Below are 24,742 nucleotides of genomic sequence, written 5' to 3'. Positions count from 1 at the left end.
TTAGTAAAACGTCGCCGATGATTTAGTAAATCTTCCCCGAAGTTTTAGTAAATCTTTCCCGAAGTTTTAGTAAAATCGGGAAAGGGGAGGCTGAGTATCACGAAACAAGAAAAGAAAAAGGATTACATTCCCCAAGACACGGACCTTTCATTGAAGCTTTGTATATATTTCTTGGACTCGGATGAGGCGGATGAAAAATGAAAAAGAGAACTTCTTCTTAAATATCGCCCCGAAAAACTGCTGCAAAGCATAGATGTTACAACAAGAAAACGATATGTTACACAGGGGAAAGTAATGTAACATAAGCATGTAACGCAGGAAACATTGCAGCAAACGTCTTCCACCGCTATAAAGTAAATTTGTAACAAAGTAAAAAAAAGAAGTTTAACCATTAATCAAATTGGAACCAATATGAAAACATGAGATTCAAGGCTCACTCCCTTCCTCCTTATTATATAAGAGAAGGAAAATAGAACGAGATAAATAGTTATCCATTAAATCAATTTCATTATGAAATGCACAAATTCCATCTTTAAGCCTCTTGGGCTTATTTTCCTACTGTGCCTGCTCCCGTTTCTGGGTTATGCACAAAACATCACTGTGAAGGGAACAGTGAAAGATGCATTCGGCCCCGTGATAGGAGCCAGTGTAGTACAAAAAGGGACCAGCAACGGCATCGTTACCGACATGAACGGTAACTTCACGCTCAACGTCCCCTCCAACAGCACCATCCTTGTTTCATTCATCGGCTACAAGACTCAGGAAATCGCCGTTGCCGGAAAGAAGCAGATTGACGTAACCCTGAAAGAAGACACCGAACTTCTGGACGAAGTGGTGGTAGTGGCTACGGCCAGATGAAACGGTCGGACTTGACGGGTTCTGTGGTTTCGGTGAGCGAGGACGCCATCAAGAAATCCGTAGTAACTTCCGTAGATCAAGCGCTGCAGGGACGTGCAGCCGGCGTGCAGGTGCAGGCCAATACCGGTATGCCGGGCGGCAGCTCCTCCATCCGCATCCGTGGTGTCAACTCGCTGAACTCGTCCAATGAACCTATCTTCGTCATTGACGGCGTCATCATTGACAACTCCACCGGCTCCGGCTCAGACAATGCCCTTTCGTCCATCAATCCCTCGGACATCGTCTCCATGGATGTATTGAAAGACGCATCGGCCACAGCCATCTACGGTGCACGTGCCGCCAACGGTGTCATCATGATTACCACCAAACGCGGACAGGCAGGCGAAGCCAGCATCACCTACGACGGCTATGTGGGCTGGCAGGAAATGCCCAACAAGCTCGACGTGCTCAACCTGCGCGAATATGCCGAGCACCGCAACGTGCGCTCCGGCAAAGACTATGCCGGACAAGACTGGGGCATCGTGAACAAGGACAACAACTTCGTGCGCCCCGACCTCTTGGGAGACGGCACCGACTGGCAAGACGAAATGTTCTCCAAGGCCCTGATGACAAGCCATAACCTCTCCGTAACCGGCGGCAACGACAAGAACAATTACGCCATGGGTGCCGGTTACCTGCAGCAAGACGGTATCGCCGTCGGCTCGGGATTCCGCCGCTTGAACCTGCGCGGAAGCTTCGACTCACAAGTAAAGGAATACCTCAAGATGGGCATCAACTTCGCCTTCAGCGAATCGCGCCAGAAGCTGACCATCTCTGATGAATCACTCATACGTACCGCCTTGCTGCAAACGCCCAATGTGGCCGTGCGCAATGCCGACGGCAACTTCGACGGTCCCGACACCGATGAGTTTGTACAGACCAACCCCGTGGGTCTGGCCATGCTGAACGACAACCGCAACGAGAAGATGAACATCCGCGCCAATACCTATGCCGAAGCCAAGATATTGGAAGGACTCACCTTCAAGACCGAACTGTCCTTTGACTACGGCATCACAAACACCTACAAGTTCAATCCCTCCTACGACTTTGGCGCCATCACCAACGAGGTGCGCACCGGAGCTTTCTCCAAGTCGTACAACAAATACTGGAGCTGGAGAAACATCGTGAACTACAACCGCACCTTCGGCGTGCACAGCATCAATGCATGGTGGGTCAGGAAATGCAACAGAGCCATTGGGAGTACCTTTATGGTGCCCGCACCGGCTACCTCTCCAACGCTTCCACAGACCTGGTTTTGGGAGATGCCACCACAGCCACCAACAACGGCAACAGCGGTGAAAGCTCCATCCTGTCCTACTTCGGGCGTATGTTCTACTCCTTCAACGACCGCTACCTGCTGACCTTCACCATGCGTCGCGACGGCTCTTCAAAATTCCACAAGGACAACCGCTGGGGATGGTTCCCGTCGGCAGCCTTGGCATGGAAAGTGAGCAACGAGTCGTTCCTCAAAGAGAATCCTGTAATAAACAACCTGAAGCTCCGCCTGGGGTGGGGTGCCGTAGGTAACCAAAATGTGGTGAACAATGCCTACCGGGCCATCTATTCCTCCCTGGCCACCACTTGGGGAACGGGCGTGCTGGCCGGCAATACCCCCAATCCTAAACTGAAATGGGAAACCACCTACTCCAGCAACATCGGATTGGATCTCAACCTCTTTGACAACCGCATAGAGTTCATTGCCGACATCTACTACAAGAAGACCAAAGACCTGCTGCTGCAAGTGCCGCTGCCTGCCTACGTGGGGACATCAAACAGTCCGGGTGCCACAGCAGCCCCCTGGAAGAATATCGGTTCCCTGGAAAATAAAGGCGTGGAACTGACCCTGAACACCGTAAACATTGACAAGAAAGGATTCCAGTGGAGAAGCAACCTCGTATTCTCGCTGAACAGAAACAAGGTGAAGGAACTGGACACCGCCACCAGCCTGATAGACAAGACCAACCAGACCGGCTCGCTCATCACCATACTGACCCGCACTGCCGTGGGGCAGCCCATCGGACAATTCTATGGCTACAAAGTAATAGGACGCTTTGAGAAAGCCACCGACTTCTACTACAAGGACGGAGAAGGAAAAGTGAAGCCTGTAGCCCTGCCCGAAGGTATGGAGATAGGCAAGAACAGCATGTGGATAGGCGACTATATCTTCGAGGACCTCAACAAGGACGGCGTAATCAACGAGAAAGACCGTACCTACATTGGCAATCCGGAGCCAGACTTCACCTTCGGATTCGGCAACACCTTCTCTTACAAAGGGTTTGACCTGAGCATCTACCTGAACGGCTCTGTAGGCAACGAGGTTGTGAACTGGGGACGCCGCGAGATGGAAGACGCCCACTCCAACAACAATCTGCTGAAAGACGCACTGAATTATGCAAAATTAGGACTGATAGACCCCAACGGGCCGGATGACTACCGCAACGTCCAGATTGTGGCCGGTGATGCCTACGCCTGCCGCATGTCCGGCTCCACCAAGACCAATGAGTCCAACTACCGCTTCAGCAACCTTTATGTAGAAGACGGCTCCTACCTGCGCATACAGTCCATCTCATTGGGCTACACGCTTCCCAAAAAGTGGGTACGCACCCTGAAATTAGAAAATATGAAACTGTACTGCAACCTGCAGAATGTATACACTTTCACCAAATACAAAGGTATGGACCCCGAAATCGGCTCGGCCAATCAGGACGCGCTGCTCACCGGTTTCGACAACTACCGTTACCCGTCACCCCGAATCTATACTTTCGGCATGAACGTAACCTTCTAAACTAAAAAAACTTATCAGTATGAGAACAAATAACATATTAGGCATATTTATGCTGGGAGTTTCACTCTTGTTCACCGGATGCAGCGACTTCCTCGACTCCGAAGACAACTCCAGCATCTCGGGCGACTCCTTCTACCAGACAGAAGAAGACTGCAGAGCCGCCACAGCACCGCTATACAGTAAAGTATGGTTCCACTTCAACGACAAGTTCTACTACGGCATGGGCGACGGACGCGGCTATAACCTGCGCGCCCCTTACTCGGACTACATCTACCCGTATACCGACCTCAACGAAAGCGGACTTACCGGTTCGCTGGTACAAGCATGGGAGTCGTTCTACATCGTAGTGCAGCAGGCCAATAAAGTGATAAACAGCATCAAATCCGGCAAGATGTCCGAAGAGGTGAAGCCCCAATACATAGCCGAAGCACGCTTCATGCGCGGCGTGGCCTACTACTACCTCACCATGCTCTGGGGAAATGTGATTCTGAACGAGAACTCGGACGAGCTGGTAAACAATCCCATCATAGCCCCCAGCCCGGCTACAGATGTGTTTGAGTTCGCCATGAGAGATTTGGAGTATGCTGCCAAGTATCTGCCGGAAACCTCGTATGCCAACGGGCGTGTGAACCGCTACAGCGCCTTCGCCATGCTCTCGCGCGTATACCTCACTTATGCCGGTTACAGCAGCAACCCCAACAGCGGTTCCCGCAACGCCGAATATCTGGAACTGGCCAAGAAGGCAGCGCTGAAGGTGATAGAAAACAAGAAGTTCAGCCTGATGGACAACTATGCAGACCTCTTCAAGATAGAGAACAACAACAACAGCGAAACGCTCTTTGCCCTGCAATGGGTGGCCAAGAGTGACGTGTACGGTGAATCGAACACCATTCAGAACTACTTTGCATACGGCTCGGACGTGACCGGTACAGACCGCGCCTGGGGGGGAGCCACCGTGGCACAGCCCAATGTAATTTGGGAATACGAGCAAGGAGACACCCGCCGCAAAGCCACATGGATGGCCTATGGCGACTTCTATCCCGAACTGATGAGCGACAAGGGAGGCCTGCAAATGGAATATTCTGAAACACAACTCAACTGCAAGAAGTATGTGTGTGGCTCAAGCAAGGACAATGCGGCCATTACCTATGGCAGCACCCCTATCAATACCTACATGATTCGCTTGGCCGAGGTGTACCTGAACTATGCGGAAGCCTGCTTCGGCACCGACCTCACGCTGACAGCCGTAAAGACCGGTGACATAAAGTCGGACTCTAAAGTCACAGTGACCTTGGGAACAGACGCCGTATGCACCGACGCGAAGGCACTGGAATGCTACAATACCATCCGTCAGCGTGCCGGACTGGCACCTGCCAAGAAGCAGTTCACCTTTGACGACCTCAGACGCGAACGCCGCCTGGAACTCTGCCTCGAAGGACAATATTGGTACGACATGGTCCGCTGGGCATACTACCAGCAGCAAGCCGTGATGAACTACATCACCGGCCAGATGCGCGACACCAACATCCCGGTGCTATGGGATGCCGAAACGCAAAACCTGAAGATAGACAGCGAGAAAGATGCCACCAACCGCTCCGTGGGCAATGTGCAGGAGAGTATCTTCCTACTCCCCTACCCGGAATCGGAAACCGTGCAGAATCCCCTGCTGAAAGGGACACCTGCAGCCTACACTTTCACCGAAGAGAGAATAACAGACTTGTTTAACGAATAAAATAAGACGGTAAGAATATGAAAAGAATACATCTCATCACAAGCATAAAGCTTTAAGCCTGCTTTTGGCCCTGCTCCTCGTCCCGCTAACGTTCTGCGCGTGCGATGATGACGACAACAGCGACAGCGCCGAAATGAGCATCAGCGCCATTTATCTGGAAGACGCCACTTCGAGCGTCCCCGACCGCCCCGTGGAATTTGCCCGCCTGGGGCAACTCATCCGCATACAAGGCAGCGGGTTCAGCGGATTGAAAAGAGTGTATATCAACGGCTACAACTGCTACTTCAACCCGGTATACGTGTCCAACACCTCCATCCTGGTGAGCGTAAGCAAGGATGTACCTACCACAGAAGCAGCCGAGGAAGTGAGAAACACCATTCAGTTGCTGAAAGACGGAACACAGCTCACTTACCCCTTTACCATCCGTGCCAGTGCGCCATCCATCACAAGCATATCGAACACCCTGCCCAAGGCAGGCGAAAGCATCATCGTGTACGGAACCGGACTGCAGGAAGTGTCTAAAGTAACCTTCCCCGGAGGCGTAACAGTGGAAGGAACAGACAAAATTTTCTCTGACGAAGACGGGAAGTTTTTCCAGCTCACCGTACCCGAGGGCATCACCGGAAGCGGCTCGCTGTTTGTGGAATGCGCCAACGGAGGTGCCTACTCCAACGCCGGATTCAACTACACCAAGGGCATCATCCTCGACTTCGACACAGAAGGACAGCAAGGCTCCTGGGGCAGCAACGCCAGCATGATTTTCCCGGAAGACCTGGTGGACGACCCCTTGAACAGCGGACGCGGAAAATGCGTCATGCTGCCTGCCGCCAAGCAGAAACCGGTAGCTGCAGGAAAGACCCGTACAGCCGAAGTATGGACTGCCGGAAACGACGTGATGACTGGACTCCGGGCACCCGTGGCATTGACGCAGAGACCAACGTGGCCGAATGCGGCATACAGTTCGACATGTATGTACCCGAAAGCAACCCATGGTGCAACAGCGGTTTCCTGAAAGTGTGCCTCGTCAATGGTGTGAACGGAGGCGAATGGAGCACAAGCGACAACAAGGACTGCTACAACTACGTACCTTGGGTGGTAGACGGGAAGGCAGTGCCCTTCAGCACCGCAGGATGGCAAACGGTAACAGTGCCCTTCAGCAAATTCTACATCTGCTCCACCAGCGACGAACTGCCCAAGCTGACCTATCAATTCGTGCTGGACAGACGCGCCAAGGCAAGCTACTGCAACTTCGGCTTCTACTTTGAAAATGCAGACTTCACGCTGATGAACCTCACCGGCAACAGCAGCGACGAAAGCACCGTCTTCGTTTCCCAAGCCAGCCAAGCGGAGATTTACATAGACAACGTGCGCATCGTTCCGCTAAACACTCCTGCCTACTCGGACTTTCCCGATGAAGCAGCAGGGGAAAATATCAACAAACAATAATCTATAAATCGAGTGATTATCATGAAACTAAAACATATATTACCCATCCTTACATTGGGAACATTGGCATTCCAGTCTTGCGATGACAATAAGATGGAATGGTACGATCCGCATGACGGCAACGGCACAAGCAGTTCGGAACTTCCACTGCTTCTGGCAGAACAGATTAAGCTCTACAATCCCATCAAAAGCTACATCCCCAACGAGAACTTCGTGATAGGGGCAGGCATAGGGATGGACCAATACCTGAGCAAGGAAAACGTGGCAGCCTATGTGAACGAAAACTTCAACAGCGTGACGTTGGGCAATGCCATGAAGATGAGTTCCATCATCAACAGCAAGGGAGAAGCCGACTACTCAAAGGTAGACGCTTTCCTACAAGTGCTTCCCCAAGACATCGCCGTATATGGCATAACCTGATATGGCACACGCAACAGGCAGCCACTTACCTGAAGTCCATCATTGCAGCCGAATACATACCCGACGAAACCCCGGACGGCAATGTATTGGATGTCAGCACGCTGAAAGACGGTGACTTTGGCAATTGGAATCCACAAAACAAAGGAGCAGGAATCACCATTGAGTCCGGTCAAGGCGCAGCAGGCGGCAATGCCATTAAGATGGTGGCCAGCTCATCGAGCAGCAACGCATGGGATTTACAATTGATTACGCCCGATATTCCCGTAATAGAGGGACATAGCTACCAGCTGTCCTTCATGGTTCGCAGCGAAGGAGCAGGTAAAGGCAGGGTTTCTTTCCAGAACTTGAGCAACAACTATCCATGGCTCGACTGGCTTGGAACCGGCGGGGCTTCCGAAGCTTTTGAATACGGAACAGCTTGGACGCAAGTCACGGTGAACCTCCCGGAACCGGCAGCCGATGCCACTACCTTCAAATGCTGCTTTGACTTTGGCTACGTGGCCGATGCCGTTACTTACATTGACGTAAATACGCTGAAGGTCATCGACTTGAACGCCCCGGTAGAAGTGAACCTCGTGACCAATGGCTCGTTTGAGGACGGAGCCGACAATTGGAGCCTCCAAAACAAAGGTGCCGGAATGGAAGTGGTGGAACTGAGCGATGCCATAGACGGAAAAAAGGTGCTGAAAGCAACAAGCAGTTCGAGCAGTGCAAATGCTTGGGACTTGCAATTCATCTCCGGCGACATACCCGGCAGTCCCGGCAAAACCTACGAACTCTCTTTCTATGTGAAAGCCGACGGGCAAGGCAAAGGACGCATATCATTCAGCAATCTGGAGAACGGTTATCCATGGCTCGACTGGCTCGGAACCGGCAGTGCTTCCGAAGCCTTTGAGTTCGGAGCAAGCTGGACTTTCGTCAAGGTTACACTGCCCGCTGTCAAAGAAGGCAATGCTACCTTCAAATGCAGCTTTGACTTTGGCTACTTAGCCGATGCCACCTATTACTTTGACAACATCAAAGTCACTGAAAAAGCCGCAGAGACCACAAAAGCAAGTCTCTACAGGCAGGCAATGACCCGCGGGTTCATAGAGAAGACCGACGAAGAGAAAGCAGCCATCCTGGATGCAGCCATGAAGTCATGGATTACAGGCATGGTGGGGCACTACAAAGAGCGCGTGCACGCTTGGGATGTGCTGAACGAGCTATTGACGACGGTCTGAAGATTCGCGGAGCGGAAGTGATGCCTGCGGACGCGGATATGGATGCAGACGACTTCTATTGGGGCAAGTACATGGGCAAGGATTATGCTGTGAAAGCCTTCCAATATGCCCGTGAGGCAGACCCCACAGCCAAACTCTTCATCAACGACTATAATCTGGAATATAATCTGAACAAGCTGGATAAGCTGATAGAGTACGTGAACTACATAGACCAGACCAACGGCTCGCCCATTGTGGACGGCATAGGCACACAGATGCACGTAGACCTCAACACCAACAAAGACCAGATTAAGCAAATGTTTGAGAAGATGGCCGCCACAGGCAAGCTGGTCCGCATAACGGAACTCGACATCAAGGTGAATACCTCTTCGCCTACAGCCGAGAACCTCATTGCCCAGGCAGAAATGTACCGGTACATCATAGAGCAATACAGAACTTGTGTGCCCGAAGCACAGCAAGCCTGCATCACCCTCTGGGGTATCAGCGACCATCCAGATGAACATGTCTATTGGATTCCGAACGATGCGCCCAACCTGCTTGATGCCAACTATGCCCGCAAGCCTGCCTATAAGGGGGTGTGCGACGGCATAGCCGGACGCGACATCAGCGAGGACTTCAGCGGTGACGACTGGAAAGATGCCTACGGGACAAAAGGGGAATAAAGCCCACAGGACCCAAATCACCCATAAAGAAGAGAAGACTTTTCCGGTCTTCTCTTCTTTAAAGACAAGCCCCCCAAAAAAGAGGGGAATGCCCTCTGCCTCCCCCCCCTTTCATGTACGATAACCGAATAAAAATGTAACATCCATCGACAATTATGTAACCGACAAAGAAGTTCGTGATACATTTTTTGAACCCCATTACAAGACTGTGCGCTATCTTTGCAGCCATAGTAATGACTTGAACTAATGCTGATGAAAACAATGAAAAGATTAATCCTATCCATACTGCTCACTATACTGACTGCAGGGACTCTCTCTGCCCAGAAAAGCACCCTGCAAAACCAAGGCTGTTCCACGCAGCTCGTCGTGGAGGGCAAGCCTTTCCTTATACTCGGCGGCGAACTGGGCAACTCGTCGGCATCAGCTACACAAGACATCGAACGCATTTTCCCCAAACTGCAACGCATGGGACTTAATGCCGTGCTTGTACCGCCTACTGGGACTTGACAGAACCCGTAGAGGGGCAATATGACTTTACACTGACCGACAAGGTGCTGGAGCAGGCACGGAAGAACGACCTGAAAGTTATTTTCCTATGGTTCGGAGCCTGGAAGAACTCCATGAGCTGCTATGCCCCACTTTGGTTCAAGGAAAACAGCAAAAAATATCCACGCGCCCACACCCACAGCGGTAAACCACTCGAAATAGCCAGCGCCTTTTCCGAAAACGTGTACCAAGCAGACCACCGCGCTTTTTCCCATTGGATGGAGCATATCGCAGCCAATGACAAAGAGGAAGGTACCGTCCTTATGATACAGATAGAAAACGAGATTGGTATGCTGGAAGACGCACGCGACTACTCTCCGGAAGCCGAAAAGGCTTTCCATGCCGATGTGCCCGCCTCACTGACAGAATATCTGCAAAAGAACAAAAAAACACTTCATCCCCAACTGCTGAAGAAATGGGAAAGCCAAGGATGCCGCAAACAGGCACGTGGCAGGAACTATTCGGGGATGATCTCTATACCGATGAACTATTCATGGCATGGCATTATGCCCGCTATGTGGAACGTCTGGCACAGACCGCCCGAAACATCTACAACGTTCCCCTCTACGTCAACGCCGCCATGAACAGTCGCGGACGCAAGCCGGGAGAATATCCTTCGGCAGGTCCGTTGGCACATCTGATTGACGTGTGGCACTGTGCCGCCCCCTCCATCGACATTCTGGCCCCAGACCTCTACGACAATGGTTTCAAAAGCTGGGTGGCACAATACCACCGCCCCAACAACCCGCTCTTCATTCCCGAAATCCGCCTGACGGACAACGACGGAGTCAGAGCCTTCTACGCCTTCGGAGAGCACGATGCCCTCGGGTTCAGCCCCTTCTCCATCGAAGACGGAGCCAATGAAGACAATACCCCCTTAGTACAAAGCTACAAAACTCTGAAAGAGCTGATGCCCTTGCTGACCAAATATCAAGGAAAAGGTCTCATGCACGGCCTGCTCTTTGACAAGCAAGACAAGGAGCGCATCCTGACCGATGATGACCTCACGCTGACCTGCCGCCACTACTTCACCCTGCCATGGGATTCGCGAGCCACAGACGGCAGCACATGGCCCGAAGGTGGAGGCATTGTACTGAAACTTGCCAAGAACGAATATCTTGTGGCCGGCAGTGGCATCGTGATTGAATTTGCCAAAGCCTCGGAAAGGATAGATTTTCAGGAACAAAAAGTGCTGGGAGAAGACGGTTTCGCCTTGAGCGGCTACGAGAAGGCTACCGCTGAAACCAGAAAAGGAGGTGTCGAGAAAGAGACGCTTACCTCTACCAAGAACGGAAAGGAGCGGTGCGGCATCGGATTCGTGGATGAAGTAAATGTAAACAAAGACGGAAGTCTGAGCTACCTGCGCAGGCAGAACGGTGACCAAACCCATCAAGGACGGCACGTGCGCATCTCCGTAGGCGATTGGAAAGTGCTGCACGTGAAACTGTACGAATATAAATGAAAAGAAAAGAGCGGAAGCCTGCATGAAAGAGGCATATAGATAAACTTAAAGACTGTAAGCATGAAAGATTTGATTCATAATAAAGTTTGGTTAGGAATGGCAGCATTGCTTTGCCTTTGCTCCGTCTCGCGGACGGAAGCAAAGGTGAAGCTGCCTGCCTTGGTTTCGGACGGGATGGTGCTGCAGCGCGAGCAACCTCTGAAAATATGGGGTACAGCAGATGCAGGAGAAACAGTGCAGCTAACTTTCCTGAAAGGGAAGAAAGCCAAAGAAGCCTATACTGCCACCGCCGACAGCCATGGAGCATGGAGCATCGAACTGCCTGCCATGAAAGCCGGAGGCCCCTATCGGATTCAAGTTAATGACATCGAACTGAAAGATGTCTTGGTGGGCGATGTATGGCTCTGCTCGGGACAGTCAAATATGGAACTGCCGGTACGGCGTGTGATGGACATGTTTGCCGAAGAAATTTCCGCCTACCATAACGAAAAGATACGCCACCTCATCGTACCGAAAACTTATAATTTCCATGAACCGCAAAAAGACATGCCTGCCACAAGCTGGAAAGCCCTGACACAGGAAAACGTAATGGAATTTTCCGCCCTTGCCTACTTCTTCGCCAAAGAAATGTATGAAAGGACAGGCGTACCCGTGGGCATCATCAACAGCAGCTGGGGCGGCACGCCCGTAGAAGCTTGGATGAGCGAAGAGAGTCTGAAAGAGTTTCCGCAATACATCAATGATAAACGGCTGTACGAAGACGATGCCTACTGCAAGCACATCAAGGAAGTGGAAGGAGAAAGCTTCCGTCGCTGGAACGCCGCCCTCTACCGGGGAGATGCCGGACTGCATGAAACCACACCGTGGTATGCTGCCAATTATGATGACAGCGCATGGCAAACCGTAGATATGTTTGCAAATACTTGGGGCAATAATGGGCTGAACGCTATCGGTGGCTCACATTGGCTGCGCCAAAGCGTGGAAATTCCATCAACGTGGAATGGAAAAGAAGCAACGCTCCGGCTGGGTTGCCTGGTTGATGCCGATTCGGTATACGTGAACGGGCAGTTCGTAGGCACCACGAGCTATCAATACCCACACGCATCTACCGCATCCCCTCCGGACTGCTGAAAGCGGGGAAGAACAGCATCACCGTGCGCCTCATCAGTAACGGTGGGCAGCCGGCATTTGTCCGGGAAAAGCCTTATAAGATTATACTGAACGGACAGAAGGACGGCATTCCCACCGAAAGCTCCACAGACCCCCGGGAAATAAACCTGAAAAGGGAATGGAAGTACCGCCCCGGCGCTCCAATGCCGCAAGCACCGGGCATGATGTTCTTCTGCTACAAACCCGTATGCCTATACAATGCCATGATAGCTCCATTGAAGGAATACGGCGTGAAAGGAGTGATATGGTATCAGGGAGAGTCCAACGTATCGCGCCGGAACGAATATGCCGACCTGCTTACAGCCATGATGGCAGACTGGCGCAAGACATTTGATGCCCCAGAACTTCCATTCTATATTGTGGAGTTGGCCGACTTCCTGCATCCGAATGACACCGGTGGACGAAAAGCCTGGGCAGAAATGCGCCAAGAACAAGCCAAAGCCGCCGAACAGAGTAGCAATGCCTACCTCATAAAAAACAGCGACTTGGGCGAATGGAACGACATTCACCCCTTGGATAAGAAAACATTGGGCAAGAGAGTGGCAGAGGCAATTAAAAATGGACAACTTATAACTAATAACTAATATCTTCCATCATGGAATCGACACAAAAAACAAGAGAGGAGTCGAAAGGCTTCTACAAACTTTCATGGATGCAACGCATAGGGTTCGGCTCAGGCGACCTGGCACAGAACCTTATCTATCAGACAGTGTGTATGTATCTGCTGATTTTCTATACCAATGTATACGGGCTGGAGCCATCGCAAGCAGCTTTCATGTTCCTTGTAGTAAGAGTAGTGGACGTGCTGTGGGACCCGTTAGTGGGCGCTTTCGTAGACAAGCACAACCCACCGCTGGGCAAATACCGCTCCTATTTGGTGCTGGCAGGCATTCCGCTTACCGGATTTGCCATTCTCTGCTTCTGGAACGGTTTCTCCGGTTCGCTGGCCTATGCCTACATCACTTATGTAGGATTATCAATGCTCTATACGCTGATAAATGTACCCTACGGTGCCTTGAATGCCTCGCTCACCCGCGACACCGACGAGATTACCACCCTGACCAGCGTGCGTATGTTCTTGGCCAATACGGGTGGACTGGCCGTGGCCTACGGCATCCCCAAGATAGTTTCTTTCCTCTCGCCCGACGGTATGACCAATACAGTTGAGAGTGCCGATGCCTGGTTCACCACCATGGCCGTCTACGGTGTGGCGGGGCTGGTTCTACTCACTTTCTGTTTCACACAGTGCAAGGAACGGGTAGTAATGGATGCCAAGGATACGGAGAACGTCCGGGTGTCCGACCTCTGGGTGGAATTCAAACGCAACCGCCCGCTGCGCATCCTCGCTTTCTTCTTCATTACGGCTTTTGCCATGATGGCTGTAGGCAACTCTGCCGGCTCGTACTACATGATATACAACGTGCACGGCACCAGCGACCAGATGGCCAATTTCATGGCACTTGGCTCTATCCCCGCCTTCATCTTCATGCCTTTGGTGCCCTGGATTAAGCGGAAGATAGGCAAGCGAGCCATGTTCAACGTATTCCTTTCCATCGCCATCGCAGGTATGGCACTGCTCTACATCATCTCCATGACACCGGGACTGAGAAACGAAATATGGCTGGTATACGTGGCGCAGTTCATCAAGTCCACAGGCGTGATTGTGGCCACGGGCTATATGTGGGCACTTGTTCCCGAAGTCATCTCCTATGGTGAATACACCACGGGCAAGCGCATTTCGGGCATTGTGAACGCCCTGACCGGCATTTTCTACAAGGCAGGAATGGCCTTGGGCGGCGTAGTACCGGGACTGGTGCTGGCGTATGTAGGCTTTGACAAGGGCAATGCCGTCAACCAATCGGCCTTTGCCGAGCAAGGCATCCTCTGGTTAGTGGCTGTCATCCCTGCCATGCTGCTGGCAGTAGCCATGCTCATCATCTCCAAGTACGAACTGACGGACGAAAAGATAGATGAAATCAACCGGAAAATCGAGACTCGGAATTTAAACGAATAATATCTGCCGAAAGGCAGGCAAGAGAACGCAAAGCACAACAGTAACTTAAAAAACAGAAATAAAATGAAATTCAAAAACATTGTATGCTCCGTTGCGACAGTCGCATGGCTGTCGGCTTGCGGAGGAGGGAAACAGGCTGCAACAGAAGAAACTACATTGAAAGAAGCCTTCGGCAACAAATTCCTTATAGGCGTAGCTATCAACGCACGCCAAGCATCGGGACAAGACTCCATAGGGGCAAGTATCGCAAAGCGACACTTCAACTCCATTGTGGCCGAAGACTGCATGAAAAGCGCCAATATACACCCCGAAGAAGATTGCTACGACTTCAAGCAAGCGGACGAGTTTGTGAAGTTTGGCGAAGAGAACGGCATGGCAATAATAGGACATTGCCTCATCTGGCATTCGCAATGCGCCCCATGGTTCTTCACGGATAAGGAAGGAAAGCAGGTTTCGGCCGAAGTACTGAAACAGCGAATGAAAGACCATATCACCACCGTGATGAGCCGTTACAAAGGCAAAGTTAAAGGCTGGGACGTAGTGAATGAGGCCATCGAAGGGGACGGTTCGTGGCGGCAAACCAAGTTCTACGAGATTCTGGGTGAAGAGTACATCCCCCTCGCTTTCCAATATGCCCATGAAGCAGACCCCGATGCAGAGCTTTACTACAACGACTATGGCATGCACGCCCCCGGACGGCGCAACGGTGTAGTGCGTCTGGTGAAGTCGTTGAAAGAGAAAGGTCTACGCATTGATGCCGTAGGTCTGCAAGGGCACATGGGCATGGACTATCCCTCTGTAGAAGACTTTGAGAAGAGCATGATGGCCTTTGCAGCCTGCGACGTGAAGCTGATGATTACCGAATGGGAAATGAGCGCCCTACCCACCGTACATGAAAGAGCAAATATCAGCGACACCGTAGCATTCCATGCAGCTATGAACCCCTATCCAGAAGTCCTGCCCGACTCCGTGTCACGGGTATGGAACGCCCGCATGAAAGCTTTCTTCAACCTCTTCGTGAAGCACAGCGACGTGATGGAGCGTGTCACTGTATGGGGCGTGAGCGATGGCGATTCTTGGAAGAACGACTTCCCCGTGAAAGGACGCAAGGAGTACCCTCTGCTCTTCGACCGCAACTACGAAATGAAACCGTTCCTGAAGGAACTGATGGAAGATTCCCGGCTGACAAGTAAACAAGACAACAAGTAATCAATAACTCAAAAACTCATACCCTATGACTCCCAAGAAAGTAACCAAACGGTACCTCTTTCCCGCCGACTATATGGCAGACCCATCGGTACATGTATTTAACGACCGTATATATATCTACCCCAGCCACGACTGGGAATGTGGGAACACAGAAAACGACAATGGTGACCAATACGTAATGAAAGACAGCCATGTACTGTCTACCACTGACCCCATGAACGGTGAAGTTATTGACCATGGCAAGGCACTCGACATTGCCGATATCCCCTGGGCAGGCCGCCAGCTGTGGGACAGCGACGTGGCAGAGAAGGACGGCAAGTACTACCTCTATTTCCCCTTGAAGGACAAGAACGATGTGTTTCACATCGGTGTGGCAATTGCCGACCGCCCCGAAGGTCCCTTCGTTCCCCAGCCCGACCCCATACGGGGCAGCTACAGCATGGACATTGCCGTGCTGAAAGAGGGCGAAGATTATTATCTCTACTTCGGCGGCTTGTGGGGCGGACAACTGCAACGCTACAAGGACAACAAAGCGCTGGAAAGCGCCGAACTGCCCGAAGGAGAAGAACCTTCGCTGCCCAGCCGTATGGCACGGTTGAGCAAAGACATGCTACAGTTTGCCGAAGATCCGCGCCCCATACAAGTGGTGGACGAGAACGGCGAACCGCTGAAAGCCAACGATCCGCACCGCTTCTTCGAAGCCAGCTGGGTGCATAAGTACAACGGCAAGTATTACTTTTCCTATTCCACCGGCGACTCGCACCTGCTTTGCTATGCCACGGGTGACAACCCTTACGGGCCTTTCATCTATCAAGGAGTCATTCTGACTCCCGTTGTGGGCTGGACCACGCACCACTCCATCGTAGAATACCGGGGTAAATGGTATCTGTTCCATCACGACAGCGTGCCAAGTGGCGGCAAGTCGTGGCTCCGCAGCCTAAAGGTGTGTGAACTGGAATACGACGAAGAGGGAAAGATTGTAACTATAGACGGAGGAGGAGAATAAATGAAAAAGGCCTTCTTCCTGTTATATATGCTATTTTGCCTCGGCTTGCGCACCGCAGCCGGGGAAAGTAACCGGCAACTGCCTGCCACATTGAACATAGCCCACCGCGAATTGCAAAGATGGAAAGGAACCCCCGTGGAGCTTGTCCTGAAAAAGGAGAAGCAACTGCTCCCCGAAGGTTTCCACATACGCCGGACAACCGACAAGCTCACCATCACCTCCCCTGGTGAAACCGGACTGCTCTATGGTGTCTATCACCTGCTTCGCCTGCAAGATATGCACAACTGTGACCAACTTCGGAAAGTGGAAACCCGAATGCAGGAAGAAGGTATTACAGAAAATCCCGCATACTCCCTCCGCATCCTGAACCATTGGGACAACTTGGACCGTACTGTGGAGCGCGGCTATGCCGGGCAATCCCTCTGGAACTGGGACGAACTGCCCGGCACCCTCTCGCCCCGTTATGAGCCTACGCCCGTATCAATGCCTCCATCGGCATCAATGGCACCGTGCTGAACAACGTCAACGCCTCACCACAGATACTCTCCACCGTCTATCTGGAGAAAGTGCAAGCCTTGGCCGATGTGTTCCGCCCCTACGGCATACGGGTCTATCTGTCCGTCAACTTTGCCAGTCCGATGGTTCTCGACAACCTATCCACAGCCGACCCGTTGGACAAGAACGTCATCCGCTGGTGGAAGAAGAAAGTGAAGGAAATCTACCGCCTCATCCCCGACTTCGGTGGTTTCCTCGTAAAGGCCAACAGCGAAGGACAGCCCGGCCCGTGCGACTACAACCGCACCCATGCCGAAGGAGCCAACATGCTTGCCGATGCTTTGAAACCCTACCAAGGCATTGTGATGTGGCGTGCCTTTGTATACAGTGCCAATGATGCCGACCGTGCCAAACAAGCTTATCAAGAGTTCCAGCCGCTGGACGGAAGATTTTGTGACAATGTTATCGTGCAGATAAAGAACGGTCCGATAGATTTCCAGCCGCGTGAGCCTTACAACCCGCTATTCGGTGCCATGCCAAAGACTGCACAAATGGTCGAATTCCAGATTACGCAAGAATATCTGGGATTCTCCAACCATCTGGTTTACCTCGCCCCTATGTGGAAAGAATTCTTTCGTTTCGTTCCCCCTTCTTCACTGAAAGCCATAGCGGGAGTTGCCAATACCGGGACAGACGCCAATTGGTGCGGACACCCCTTTGCACAATCCAACTGGTATGCTTTCGGACGTCTTGCCTGGAATCCGGCACTCACTTCCGAAGAAATAGCAGATGAATGGTTGAAGCAGACTTTCAGCCATGACAGAAATTTTATTGAACCGGTAAGCCGGATGATGCTCGAAAGCCGCGAAGCGGTAGTGAACTACATGATGCCTCTCGGTCTCCACCATCTCTTTGCCTGGGGGCACCATTACGGTCCCGAGCCCTGGTGCCATATTCCCGATGCCCGACCAGACTGGCTACCCTCCTATTATCATAGGGCAGATGCAGAAGGCATCGGCTTCAACCGCAGCACCGGGGGCAGCAATGCCACAGCCCAATATTGCGATTCCCTTGGTAAGCTGTACGACAACCCTACCACCTGCCCAGAAGAGTATCTTCTGTGGTTTCACCACCTTCCGTGGACCCACCGGATGAAAAGTGGACGGACATTATGGGAAGAGTCTGCCTGCACTATGACTGCGGTGTGAGGCAAGTCCGCAATTTTCAGAAAACATGGGATTCCATGGAAAAATATATAGATGGAGAACGCTTTAAAGAGGTACAACAGCGTTTGGAGATACAAGTAAGCGACGCTATATGGTGGAAAGATGCATGCCTGCTGTATTTTCAGGAATATGCCAAACAACCTATTCCCCAAAACATAGAAAGCCCCATACATAATCTTGAAGACCTGAAGAGGATTGCCCTGCCCATCAGCAACTATGAGTGCCCGTCAAAAGAGCTGCTGGACAAGAACAGATAAGCAGAATTGGTCTGTAGCGGGAAGTCTTCCTGCGCGTGGAATCATCATCGTGAGAGAGCCATTTTCATCAGTCGACCCGCAAAGGCAAAACAATGATAAAACGTGATCCGCCGACATAAGCCGTATCCAACGTTACTGTTCCGCCCAAACAGTGAACAATGGCACGTGCCAACGGCAATCCTAATCCGTAACCGGGAACAAAGGAATCAATCTTGGTAAAACGTTCGAAGACCCATTCGGAACGGTCTATAGGGATACCTTTTCCGGTATCCTGCACATAAAGGTACAACAGTTGTCCTTCTTTACGGTAATCCAACTCGATACTGCCTGCTTCGGTAAATTTGGAGGCATTACTCAACAAGCAATTCAGTAACCGATAGAACGCCTGCTCATTGGTACGAATCGTCAGAGCCTCGTCGTCGGATATCAAACGCACAGATACGCCCGGATGCAACGACAAAGAGATTTGCTCCAAAGAAGCCATACAACAAGCATGCACATTCACCTCCATTATCTCCAGGTCACGACTAACGGTATCATAGTCCGATAGTTCGATAGCATTGTCCATCAACCGAACCAACTTGAAGCTGTTGGCGCAAATTTCGTCCACCATCACCTTCTCTTCCTCATCAGAAGGTTTGAGCAATTGCACAAAACCTACGATACAGTTTAGCGGTGTACGCACCTCATGGGTTATACTGTTCAAGAAAGACGTTTTCACCCGATTGGCCTCCTCGGCACATTTCAATGCAGCTTGCGTTTCCTCTTCCTTGACCGACAGTTCCCGATGCCGGGCCTGCAGCTCATCCTTGGACAAGCGTAATTTCTTCATCAGTTTATGATTGCGGTAAAAGAAAGCTGTCCCTACCAGAATGACAATGACCAATGCAAAGGTGACGGCCTTGTTACGCTCCAATGCGGCTTTCTGCGCATCAATCTGTGCATAGGTGTATTTCAATTGAAGCGTTTCATTCTCCATCAGCGCGGCAAATAAGCCTGCGCCTCAGCCAAATGATTTCCGGCCAAGTAATACTCGGTCATCACCTCATAATAATGGTAGACGTTTATCAGGGCCGTTGCATCCGAACAATCTTCGAACCATCCCCTTTTCTGTATTTCCTGCCTGTATACTCCGGCCAACCTCAGGAACTCCCGTTCATTGCCGGTATATATGCAATACAGACATTTGGCATATATAAAATAAGATTCCTCGTTGAAATCCGCCTGCCGCAAGCGTTCTATTTGTCCGATGCAACGCTTGGCAGACCGATAGTCACCGGAACGGATGCAAGCCAGCAGGTAGCACTCGGAGATGAAAGCATAGCTGTTGTAGCCAGCGTCCTTCGCTTCTATTTCCTTGAATCCGGTTTCCTTGAAGTAGAGCTGCCGGATAAAGTCCAGCGTCTTTTCGTAGTGAGTCATAGAAAGCCTCCACAATTTCTGCTTATAGAAGACACGGGCGATGGTTTCGTTGGCAAAGACCATCCCTTCGTCATAACCTATATCTTTCGCTGCCTGCATCAACAATTGTGCTTCCAGAAGTGCTTCGCTATCGTACAAGCCATTGACATATTTCAAAATGAGGAGAAACCACGTCCGCATAAAAACATCGGCAGATACTTCTTGCTGCATGGATACCCGCTTGATACGATCACAATAATATCCGATGGAATCCCGGGATACGGAATCACCGAAAATAATACTCCAAAGCTGAATACGCTGTAACTCCAAGAAACCGGAAAAGCGAGACGGATGAGCATTGAGCTGACGTGAGAATTCCTTATAAGAATCGAGCGTATAACTGCTGGCTGAAGCGGTATATGCCTTGAAAAGTTCTGGAGCTACTTGGCGTTTCACCTCTTTAAGATAAGCAGCAGTCTTCGTGCTATCCATCTCAAAATTAATATCCGGAGTCAATTTGGCACGCTTCACATCGAATTCCCCATCTTGCGCCATACATGCCGGACTACTCATTCAAAGTAACCCCAACATTAAAAATATGATATTACTTCTCATACTACCCCACCCCGCATGAGCCATGCGGTTTCTTATAAAAATGTGTGCTCATCAGTAGTCTCGCCGGGAATCGAACCCGGATCTAAAGTTTAGGAAACTTCTATTCTATCCGTTGAACTACAAGACCATCAAGAGACCGGACGGACATCTGCCCGATTCATGTTGCAAAGATAGTTCAAACCGAAATACTTTTCCAAATCTGACTAAACCTTTTTCGCTAAAACATAAAAAAAAGTCTCCCTCTTGGCAGGCGCCGACCTTTGAGCCGACAGATGCCGGCGGCTGTCAAACAAGAGTATGACAAGATGAAAAACACCTGCATATAAACCAAACAGAAGATATTCCACCAATTTTCCGAAGAAAAGTTTTGTTAATCCGATTAACTTTACGAAATTTGCCGTTTATGTAAATGAATAACAACCCCTAACATTAACCCATAAGTAATTCGTAAGTTATGGCAAACGACATGATGGTCAAAGAACTGGAGCAAGTGGTAGTCCGCTTCTCCGGAGATTCCGGCGACGGTATGCAGCTCGCCGGCAACATCTTTTCAACAGTTTCGGCTACCGTGGGCAATGACATCAGTACATTCCCCGACTATCCGGCAGATATCCGTGCCCCGCAAGGCTCACTTACCGGCGTTTCCGGTTTCCAGGTACACATCGGTGCAAACAAGGTCTATACCCCCGGCGACAAATGCGACGTGCTGGTAGCCATGAACGCCGCCGCTCTGAAGACGCAATACAAGTTTGCCAAATCCACCGCCTGTATTATCATGGACACGGACGCCTTTCAGAAGTCAGACTTGGAAAAAGCAGCCTTCACTACCGACAACCCCATCGAGGAAATGGGCATCAAGAACGATGTGATAGCAGCCCCTATCTCGCAGATGGTGAAAGATTGCCTGGCAGACACCGGCATGGACAACAAGAGCATGATGAAATGCCGTAACATGTTTGCCGTAGGACTGGTGTGCTGGCTGTTCAACCGCAACCTGGAGATTGCCGAAAACTTTATCCGCGAGAAATTTTCCAAGAAGCCCGAGATTGCCGAAGCCAACATCAAGGTGATTCGTGCCGGATATGACTACGGACACAACACACACTCCAGCGTGGCCAACACCTACCGCATAGAAAGCAAAACCGCCATTCCGGGCCGCTACATGGACATCACCGGAAACAAGGCAACTGCCTACGGTTTCATCGCTGCTGCCGAAAAGGCCGGGCTGAAGCTTTACCTGGGTTCCTATCCCATCACCCCCGCAACCGACGTACTCCACGAGCTCTCCAAACATAAGTCATTGGGTGTAATCACCGTACAGTGCGAAGACGAAATCTCCGGCTGCGCCTCCGCCGTAGGTGCCTCCTTTGCCGGTGCATTGGCAGTGACCTCCACTTCCGGGCCGGGCATCTGCCTCAAGTCGGAAGCCATGAACCTGGCGGTCATTATGGAACTGCCGTTAGTGGTACTTGACGTACAGCGCGGCGGTCCTGCAACGGGACTACCCACCAAGTCGGAACAGACCGACCTGCTGCAAGCCCTCTTCGGACGCAACGGTGAAAGCCCCATGCCCGTATTGGCAGCCTCCTCGCCAACGGACTGTTTTGAGTGCGCCTACATCGCCTCGAAGATAGCCTTGGAGCACATGACCCCGGTGATTCTGATGACCGACGCCTTCGTGGCCAATGGTTCTGCTTCGTGGAAGCTCCCCAAACTGGCGGAATATCCTGCCATCAACCGCCTTATGTCCGCCCTGACATGGCGGGCAACTGGACTCCTTACCAGCGCGACCCGAAGACGGGTGTACGCTACTGGGCCATCCCCGGAACGGAAGGATTCACTCACGTACTGGGCGGCCTGGAGAAGGACAACAAGACGGGCGCCATCTCCACTGACCCCGAAAACCATGACTTGATGACCCGCCTGCGTGCCGAGAAGATAGCCAAGATTGAAGTACCCGATGTAGAAGTATTGGGCGACAAGGAAGATGCCGACCTGCTCATTGTAGGCTTCGGGGGCACTTACGGCCATTTGCATGCCGCCATGGACGAACTTCGCGCGACCGGCAAAAAGATAGCCCTCGCCCACTTCAAGTTTATCAACCCGTTGCCGGGAAACACTGCTGAAGTGATGAAGCGCTACAAGAAGGTAGTGGTTGCCGAACAGAACATGGGACAGTTTGCCGGATACCTGCGCATGAAAGTGGACGGATTCGTACCCTACCAGTTCAATCAAGTGAAAGGACAGCCCTTCTTGGTAAACGAATTGGTACAGGCGTTTGAGGAGATTATAAATAAATAAGTAAACAAGTTGACAAGCAAACAGGTGACAAGTTGACTTAAAATACAAGAAACATCATGAACGAATATACAGCAAAAGATTTCAAGAAAGGGCAACCCCGTTGGTGTCCGGGTTGTGGTGACCATTTTTTCCTCGCTTCCCTGCACAAAGCCATGGCCGAAATCGGTGTCCCGCCTTATATGACGGCAGTAATCTCAGGCATCGGTTGCTCCAGCCGTCTGCCCCACTACATGAACACCTACGGCATGAACACCATCCACGGACGTGCCGCCGCCATCGCCACCGGCTGCAAAGTGACCAATCCGGAACTGGCCGTATGGCAGGTGAGCGGTGACGGTGACGGACTCGCCATCGGAGGCAACCATTTCATCCACGCCAACCGGCGCAACATCAACCTGAACATGATTCTGCTGAACAACCGCATCTACGGCTTGACGAAAGGACAGTATTCTCCCACTTCCCCGCGCGGCTTCGTCAGCAAGTCGTCCCCCTACGGCACGGTGGAAGACCCGTTCCACCCGGCAGAACTCTGCTTCGGCGCCCGCGGACACTTCTTTGCCCGCGCCGTGGCCACGGATGCCGCCGGCACGGTGGAGATTTTGAAAGCGGCCTACAGCCACAAGGGTGCCAGCGTCTGCGAAATCTTGCAAAACTGCGTTATCTTCAACAACGGCACACACGATGCCGTAGCCAAGAAGGAAGACCGCGCCAAGAATGCCATCTATCTGAAGCATGGCGAACCGATGCTCTTCGGCGAAAACAATGAATACGGACTGATGCAGGAAGGCTTTGGCTTGAAAGTCGTCAAGCTTGGCGAAAACGGAATCACGGAGAAAGACATCCTCATCCACGATGCCCATTGCGAAGACAACACCCTGCAACTGAAGCTCGCCCTGATGGAAGGTCCTGACTTCCCGATTGCCCTCGGCGTTATCCGTGATGTAGAAGCCCCCACTTACGACGATGCTGTCTATGCACAAATTGAAGAAGTCAGCGGCAAGAAGAAATATCACAATTTCGAAGAACTGCTGATGACAAACGATACGTGGGAAGTCAAATAGACCACTAAGATGTTCTTTGTTCACCAATATCCCCCTTCACCAGTCCGGCAAGACAGGTGGAGGGGTTTTTACGATGGAGAAAATATAGAAAGTTTATAGTTTCTCCCCGAAAGCCAAGTCTCCGGCATCTCCCAGACCGGGCACGATATAGGAATGCTCGTTCATCTCCGGGTCGATTGCTGCACACCACAAGGTCACTTCATCTCCGGGGAACAGCTTTTCCAGATGCTCTACGCCCTGCCGGCTGGCTATGACACAAGCTATCTGCAACTTGGCGGGCATCCCCTTAGTAATGAAGCCTTCCAGGCCAATTCCATACTTTCTCCCGTGGCAAGCATCGGGTCTACAATCAATAATGTCTTCTTGGACAAATCCGGAGTAGCGATGTATTCGATGTGTACATCCACCGTGCGGCATTCCTTATCCTTATAATAACGGTAAGCGGAAACAAAAGCATTCCCGGCATGGTCGAACATATTCAAAAAACCAGTATGCAAGGGCAGTCCGGCACGGAAAACAGTGGCAATCACCACCTCGTCATCGGGTGTGCTGACCGGCGCCACTCCCAAGGGAGTCTGTACCTGCTTGACAGAATACGTCAGTTCCTTACTCATTTCATACGCCATTATCTCTCCAATGCGTTCAATATTACGGCGGAAACGCATACGGTCGCCCTGGACTGCCACATCACGAATTTCCGCCACGTATTGGTTCAAGACAGAATTTGTCTCAGCAAAGTTGATAACTTTCATAATTATAAATGTGCTAATATGCTGCAAAGTAAACGAATTTCACCCAATTTGCAACATTCAGT

15 protein-coding genes, 1 tRNA gene and 5 pseudogenes are annotated in these 24,742 nt (G+C 51.3%); 17 read left to right on the top strand and 4 right to left on the bottom strand.

From position 1 onward, the window contains the following. The first annotated feature begins 510 nt into the window (after nt 1–510). The 15 genes and pseudogenes from JCM16496_RS24800 to JCM16496_RS00105 all read left to right on the top strand — a co-directional run bounded on the left by JCM16496_RS24800 (nt 511) and on the right by JCM16496_RS00105 (nt 18,550). Nucleotides 511–3,682: pseudogene (locus JCM16496_RS24800) on the top strand (SusC/RagA family TonB-linked outer membrane protein). Between the two features lie 19 nt (nt 3,683–3,701). Continuing rightward, complete coding sequence (locus tag JCM16496_RS00145; protein ID WP_025831503.1) at nt 3,702–5,414, top strand: RagB/SusD family nutrient uptake outer membrane protein; 1,713 nt, start codon at nt 3,702–3,704, stop codon at nt 5,412–5,414. A 64-nt stretch (nt 5,415–5,478) separates the two neighbouring features. Then, nucleotides 5,479–6,426, top strand: coding sequence for a glycan-binding surface protein (locus JCM16496_RS24505; protein WP_262482732.1), 948 nt, complete (start codon nt 5,479–5,481; stop codon nt 6,424–6,426). Further along, entirely contained in the window at nt 6,354–6,860 is a 507-nt protein-coding gene (locus JCM16496_RS24500; RefSeq protein ID WP_262482731.1) for a glycan-binding surface protein, read from the top strand. Before JCM16496_RS24505 ends, JCM16496_RS24500 begins: the two co-directional genes overlap by 73 nt. Nucleotides 6,861–6,881: 21 nt before the next feature. After that, nucleotides 6,882–7,280, top strand: coding sequence for an endo-1,4-beta-xylanase (locus JCM16496_RS21195; RefSeq protein WP_128809366.1), 399 nt, complete (start codon nt 6,882–6,884; stop codon nt 7,278–7,280). 86 nt (nt 7,281–7,366) lie between these two features. Continuing rightward, nucleotides 7,367–8,503 carry a carbohydrate binding domain-containing protein gene (locus tag JCM16496_RS24495; RefSeq protein WP_128809365.1) on the top strand — a complete coding sequence of 379 codons (1,137 nt, stop codon included), beginning with the start codon at nt 7,367–7,369 and terminating at the stop codon, nt 8,501–8,503. Beyond that, nucleotides 8,467–9,165, top strand: coding sequence for an endo-1,4-beta-xylanase (locus JCM16496_RS24490; RefSeq protein ID WP_159102422.1), 699 nt, complete (start codon nt 8,467–8,469; stop codon nt 9,163–9,165). The genes JCM16496_RS24495 and JCM16496_RS24490 overlap by 37 nt, the downstream gene beginning before the upstream one ends. 261 nt (nt 9,166–9,426) lie before the next feature. Continuing rightward, on the top strand, nt 9,427–9,672 hold the full coding sequence (locus JCM16496_RS25170) for a hypothetical protein (protein ID WP_439644498.1): 246 nt from the start codon (nt 9,427–9,429) through the stop codon (nt 9,670–9,672). After that, nucleotides 9,669–10,295, top strand: coding sequence for a beta-galactosidase (locus JCM16496_RS25165; RefSeq protein WP_439644497.1), 627 nt, complete (start codon nt 9,669–9,671; stop codon nt 10,293–10,295). Before JCM16496_RS25170 ends, JCM16496_RS25165 begins: the two co-directional genes overlap by 4 nt. Further along, entirely contained in the window at nt 10,205–11,173 is a 969-nt protein-coding gene (locus JCM16496_RS25160) for a DUF5597 domain-containing protein (protein WP_439644496.1), read from the top strand. Before JCM16496_RS25165 ends, JCM16496_RS25160 begins: the two co-directional genes overlap by 91 nt. 60 nt (nt 11,174–11,233) lie before the next feature. After that, nucleotides 11,234–12,927, top strand: a pseudogene (locus tag JCM16496_RS00125) (sialate O-acetylesterase). An 11-nt stretch (nt 12,928–12,938) separates the two neighbouring features. After that, nucleotides 12,939–14,357 (top strand): MFS transporter, encoded by a 1,419-nt coding sequence (locus JCM16496_RS00120; RefSeq protein ID WP_025831501.1) that lies wholly within the window; start codon nt 12,939–12,941, stop codon nt 14,355–14,357. Between the two features lie 63 nt (nt 14,358–14,420). Beyond that, a complete protein-coding gene (locus tag JCM16496_RS00115) occupies nt 14,421–15,566 on the top strand; it encodes an endo-1,4-beta-xylanase (protein ID WP_025831499.1) in 1,146 nt (381 codons plus the stop codon). A 25-nt stretch (nt 15,567–15,591) separates the two neighbouring features. Then, complete coding sequence (locus JCM16496_RS00110) at nt 15,592–16,572, top strand: glycoside hydrolase family 43 protein (RefSeq protein WP_025831496.1); 981 nt, start codon at nt 15,592–15,594, stop codon at nt 16,570–16,572. 27 nt (nt 16,573–16,599) lie between these two features. Continuing rightward, nucleotides 16,600–18,550, top strand: a pseudogene (locus JCM16496_RS00105) (alpha-glucuronidase). 67 nt (nt 18,551–18,617) lie between these two features. Here the strand turns inward: JCM16496_RS00105 and JCM16496_RS00100 are convergent. The 3 genes from JCM16496_RS00100 to JCM16496_RS00090 form a co-directional block, all read right to left on the bottom strand. Next, nucleotides 18,618–19,529 carry a sensor histidine kinase gene (locus JCM16496_RS00100; protein ID WP_025831494.1) on the bottom strand — a complete coding sequence of 304 codons (912 nt, stop codon included), beginning with the start codon at nt 19,527–19,529 and terminating at the stop codon, nt 18,618–18,620. Beyond that, on the bottom strand, nt 19,529–20,506 hold the full coding sequence (locus JCM16496_RS00095) for a hypothetical protein (RefSeq protein ID WP_025831492.1): 978 nt from the start codon (nt 20,504–20,506) through the stop codon (nt 19,529–19,531). The genes JCM16496_RS00100 and JCM16496_RS00095 overlap by 1 nt, the downstream gene beginning before the upstream one ends. A 115-nt stretch (nt 20,507–20,621) precedes the next feature. After that, nucleotides 20,622–20,693: transfer RNA gene (locus JCM16496_RS00090), tRNA-Arg, on the bottom strand. 327 nt (nt 20,694–21,020) lie between these two features. Here JCM16496_RS00090 and JCM16496_RS00085 point away from each other — a divergent pair. Together JCM16496_RS00085 and JCM16496_RS00080 are read left to right on the top strand one after the other, a co-directional pair. Next, a pseudogene (locus tag JCM16496_RS00085) lies at nt 21,021–22,867 on the top strand (2-oxoacid:acceptor oxidoreductase subunit alpha). A gap of 56 nt (nt 22,868–22,923) precedes the next feature. Beyond that, nucleotides 22,924–23,928 carry a 2-oxoacid:ferredoxin oxidoreductase subunit beta gene (locus JCM16496_RS00080; protein WP_025831490.1) on the top strand — a complete coding sequence of 335 codons (1,005 nt, stop codon included), beginning with the start codon at nt 22,924–22,926 and terminating at the stop codon, nt 23,926–23,928. A gap of 93 nt (nt 23,929–24,021) precedes the next feature. Here JCM16496_RS00080 and upp read toward each other — a convergent pair. Beyond that, nucleotides 24,022–24,680 (bottom strand): annotated as a pseudogene (upp, locus tag JCM16496_RS00075) (uracil phosphoribosyltransferase). Nucleotides 24,681–24,742 lie beyond the last annotated feature (62 nt).

This window comes from Bacteroides rodentium JCM 16496, assembly GCF_000614125.1.
GTDB lineage: Bacteria > Bacteroidota > Bacteroidia > Bacteroidales > Bacteroidaceae > Bacteroides > Bacteroides rodentium.
Note: the sequence above shows the minus strand (reverse complement) of the source record. Positions and strands in the feature narration are given on the sequence as shown.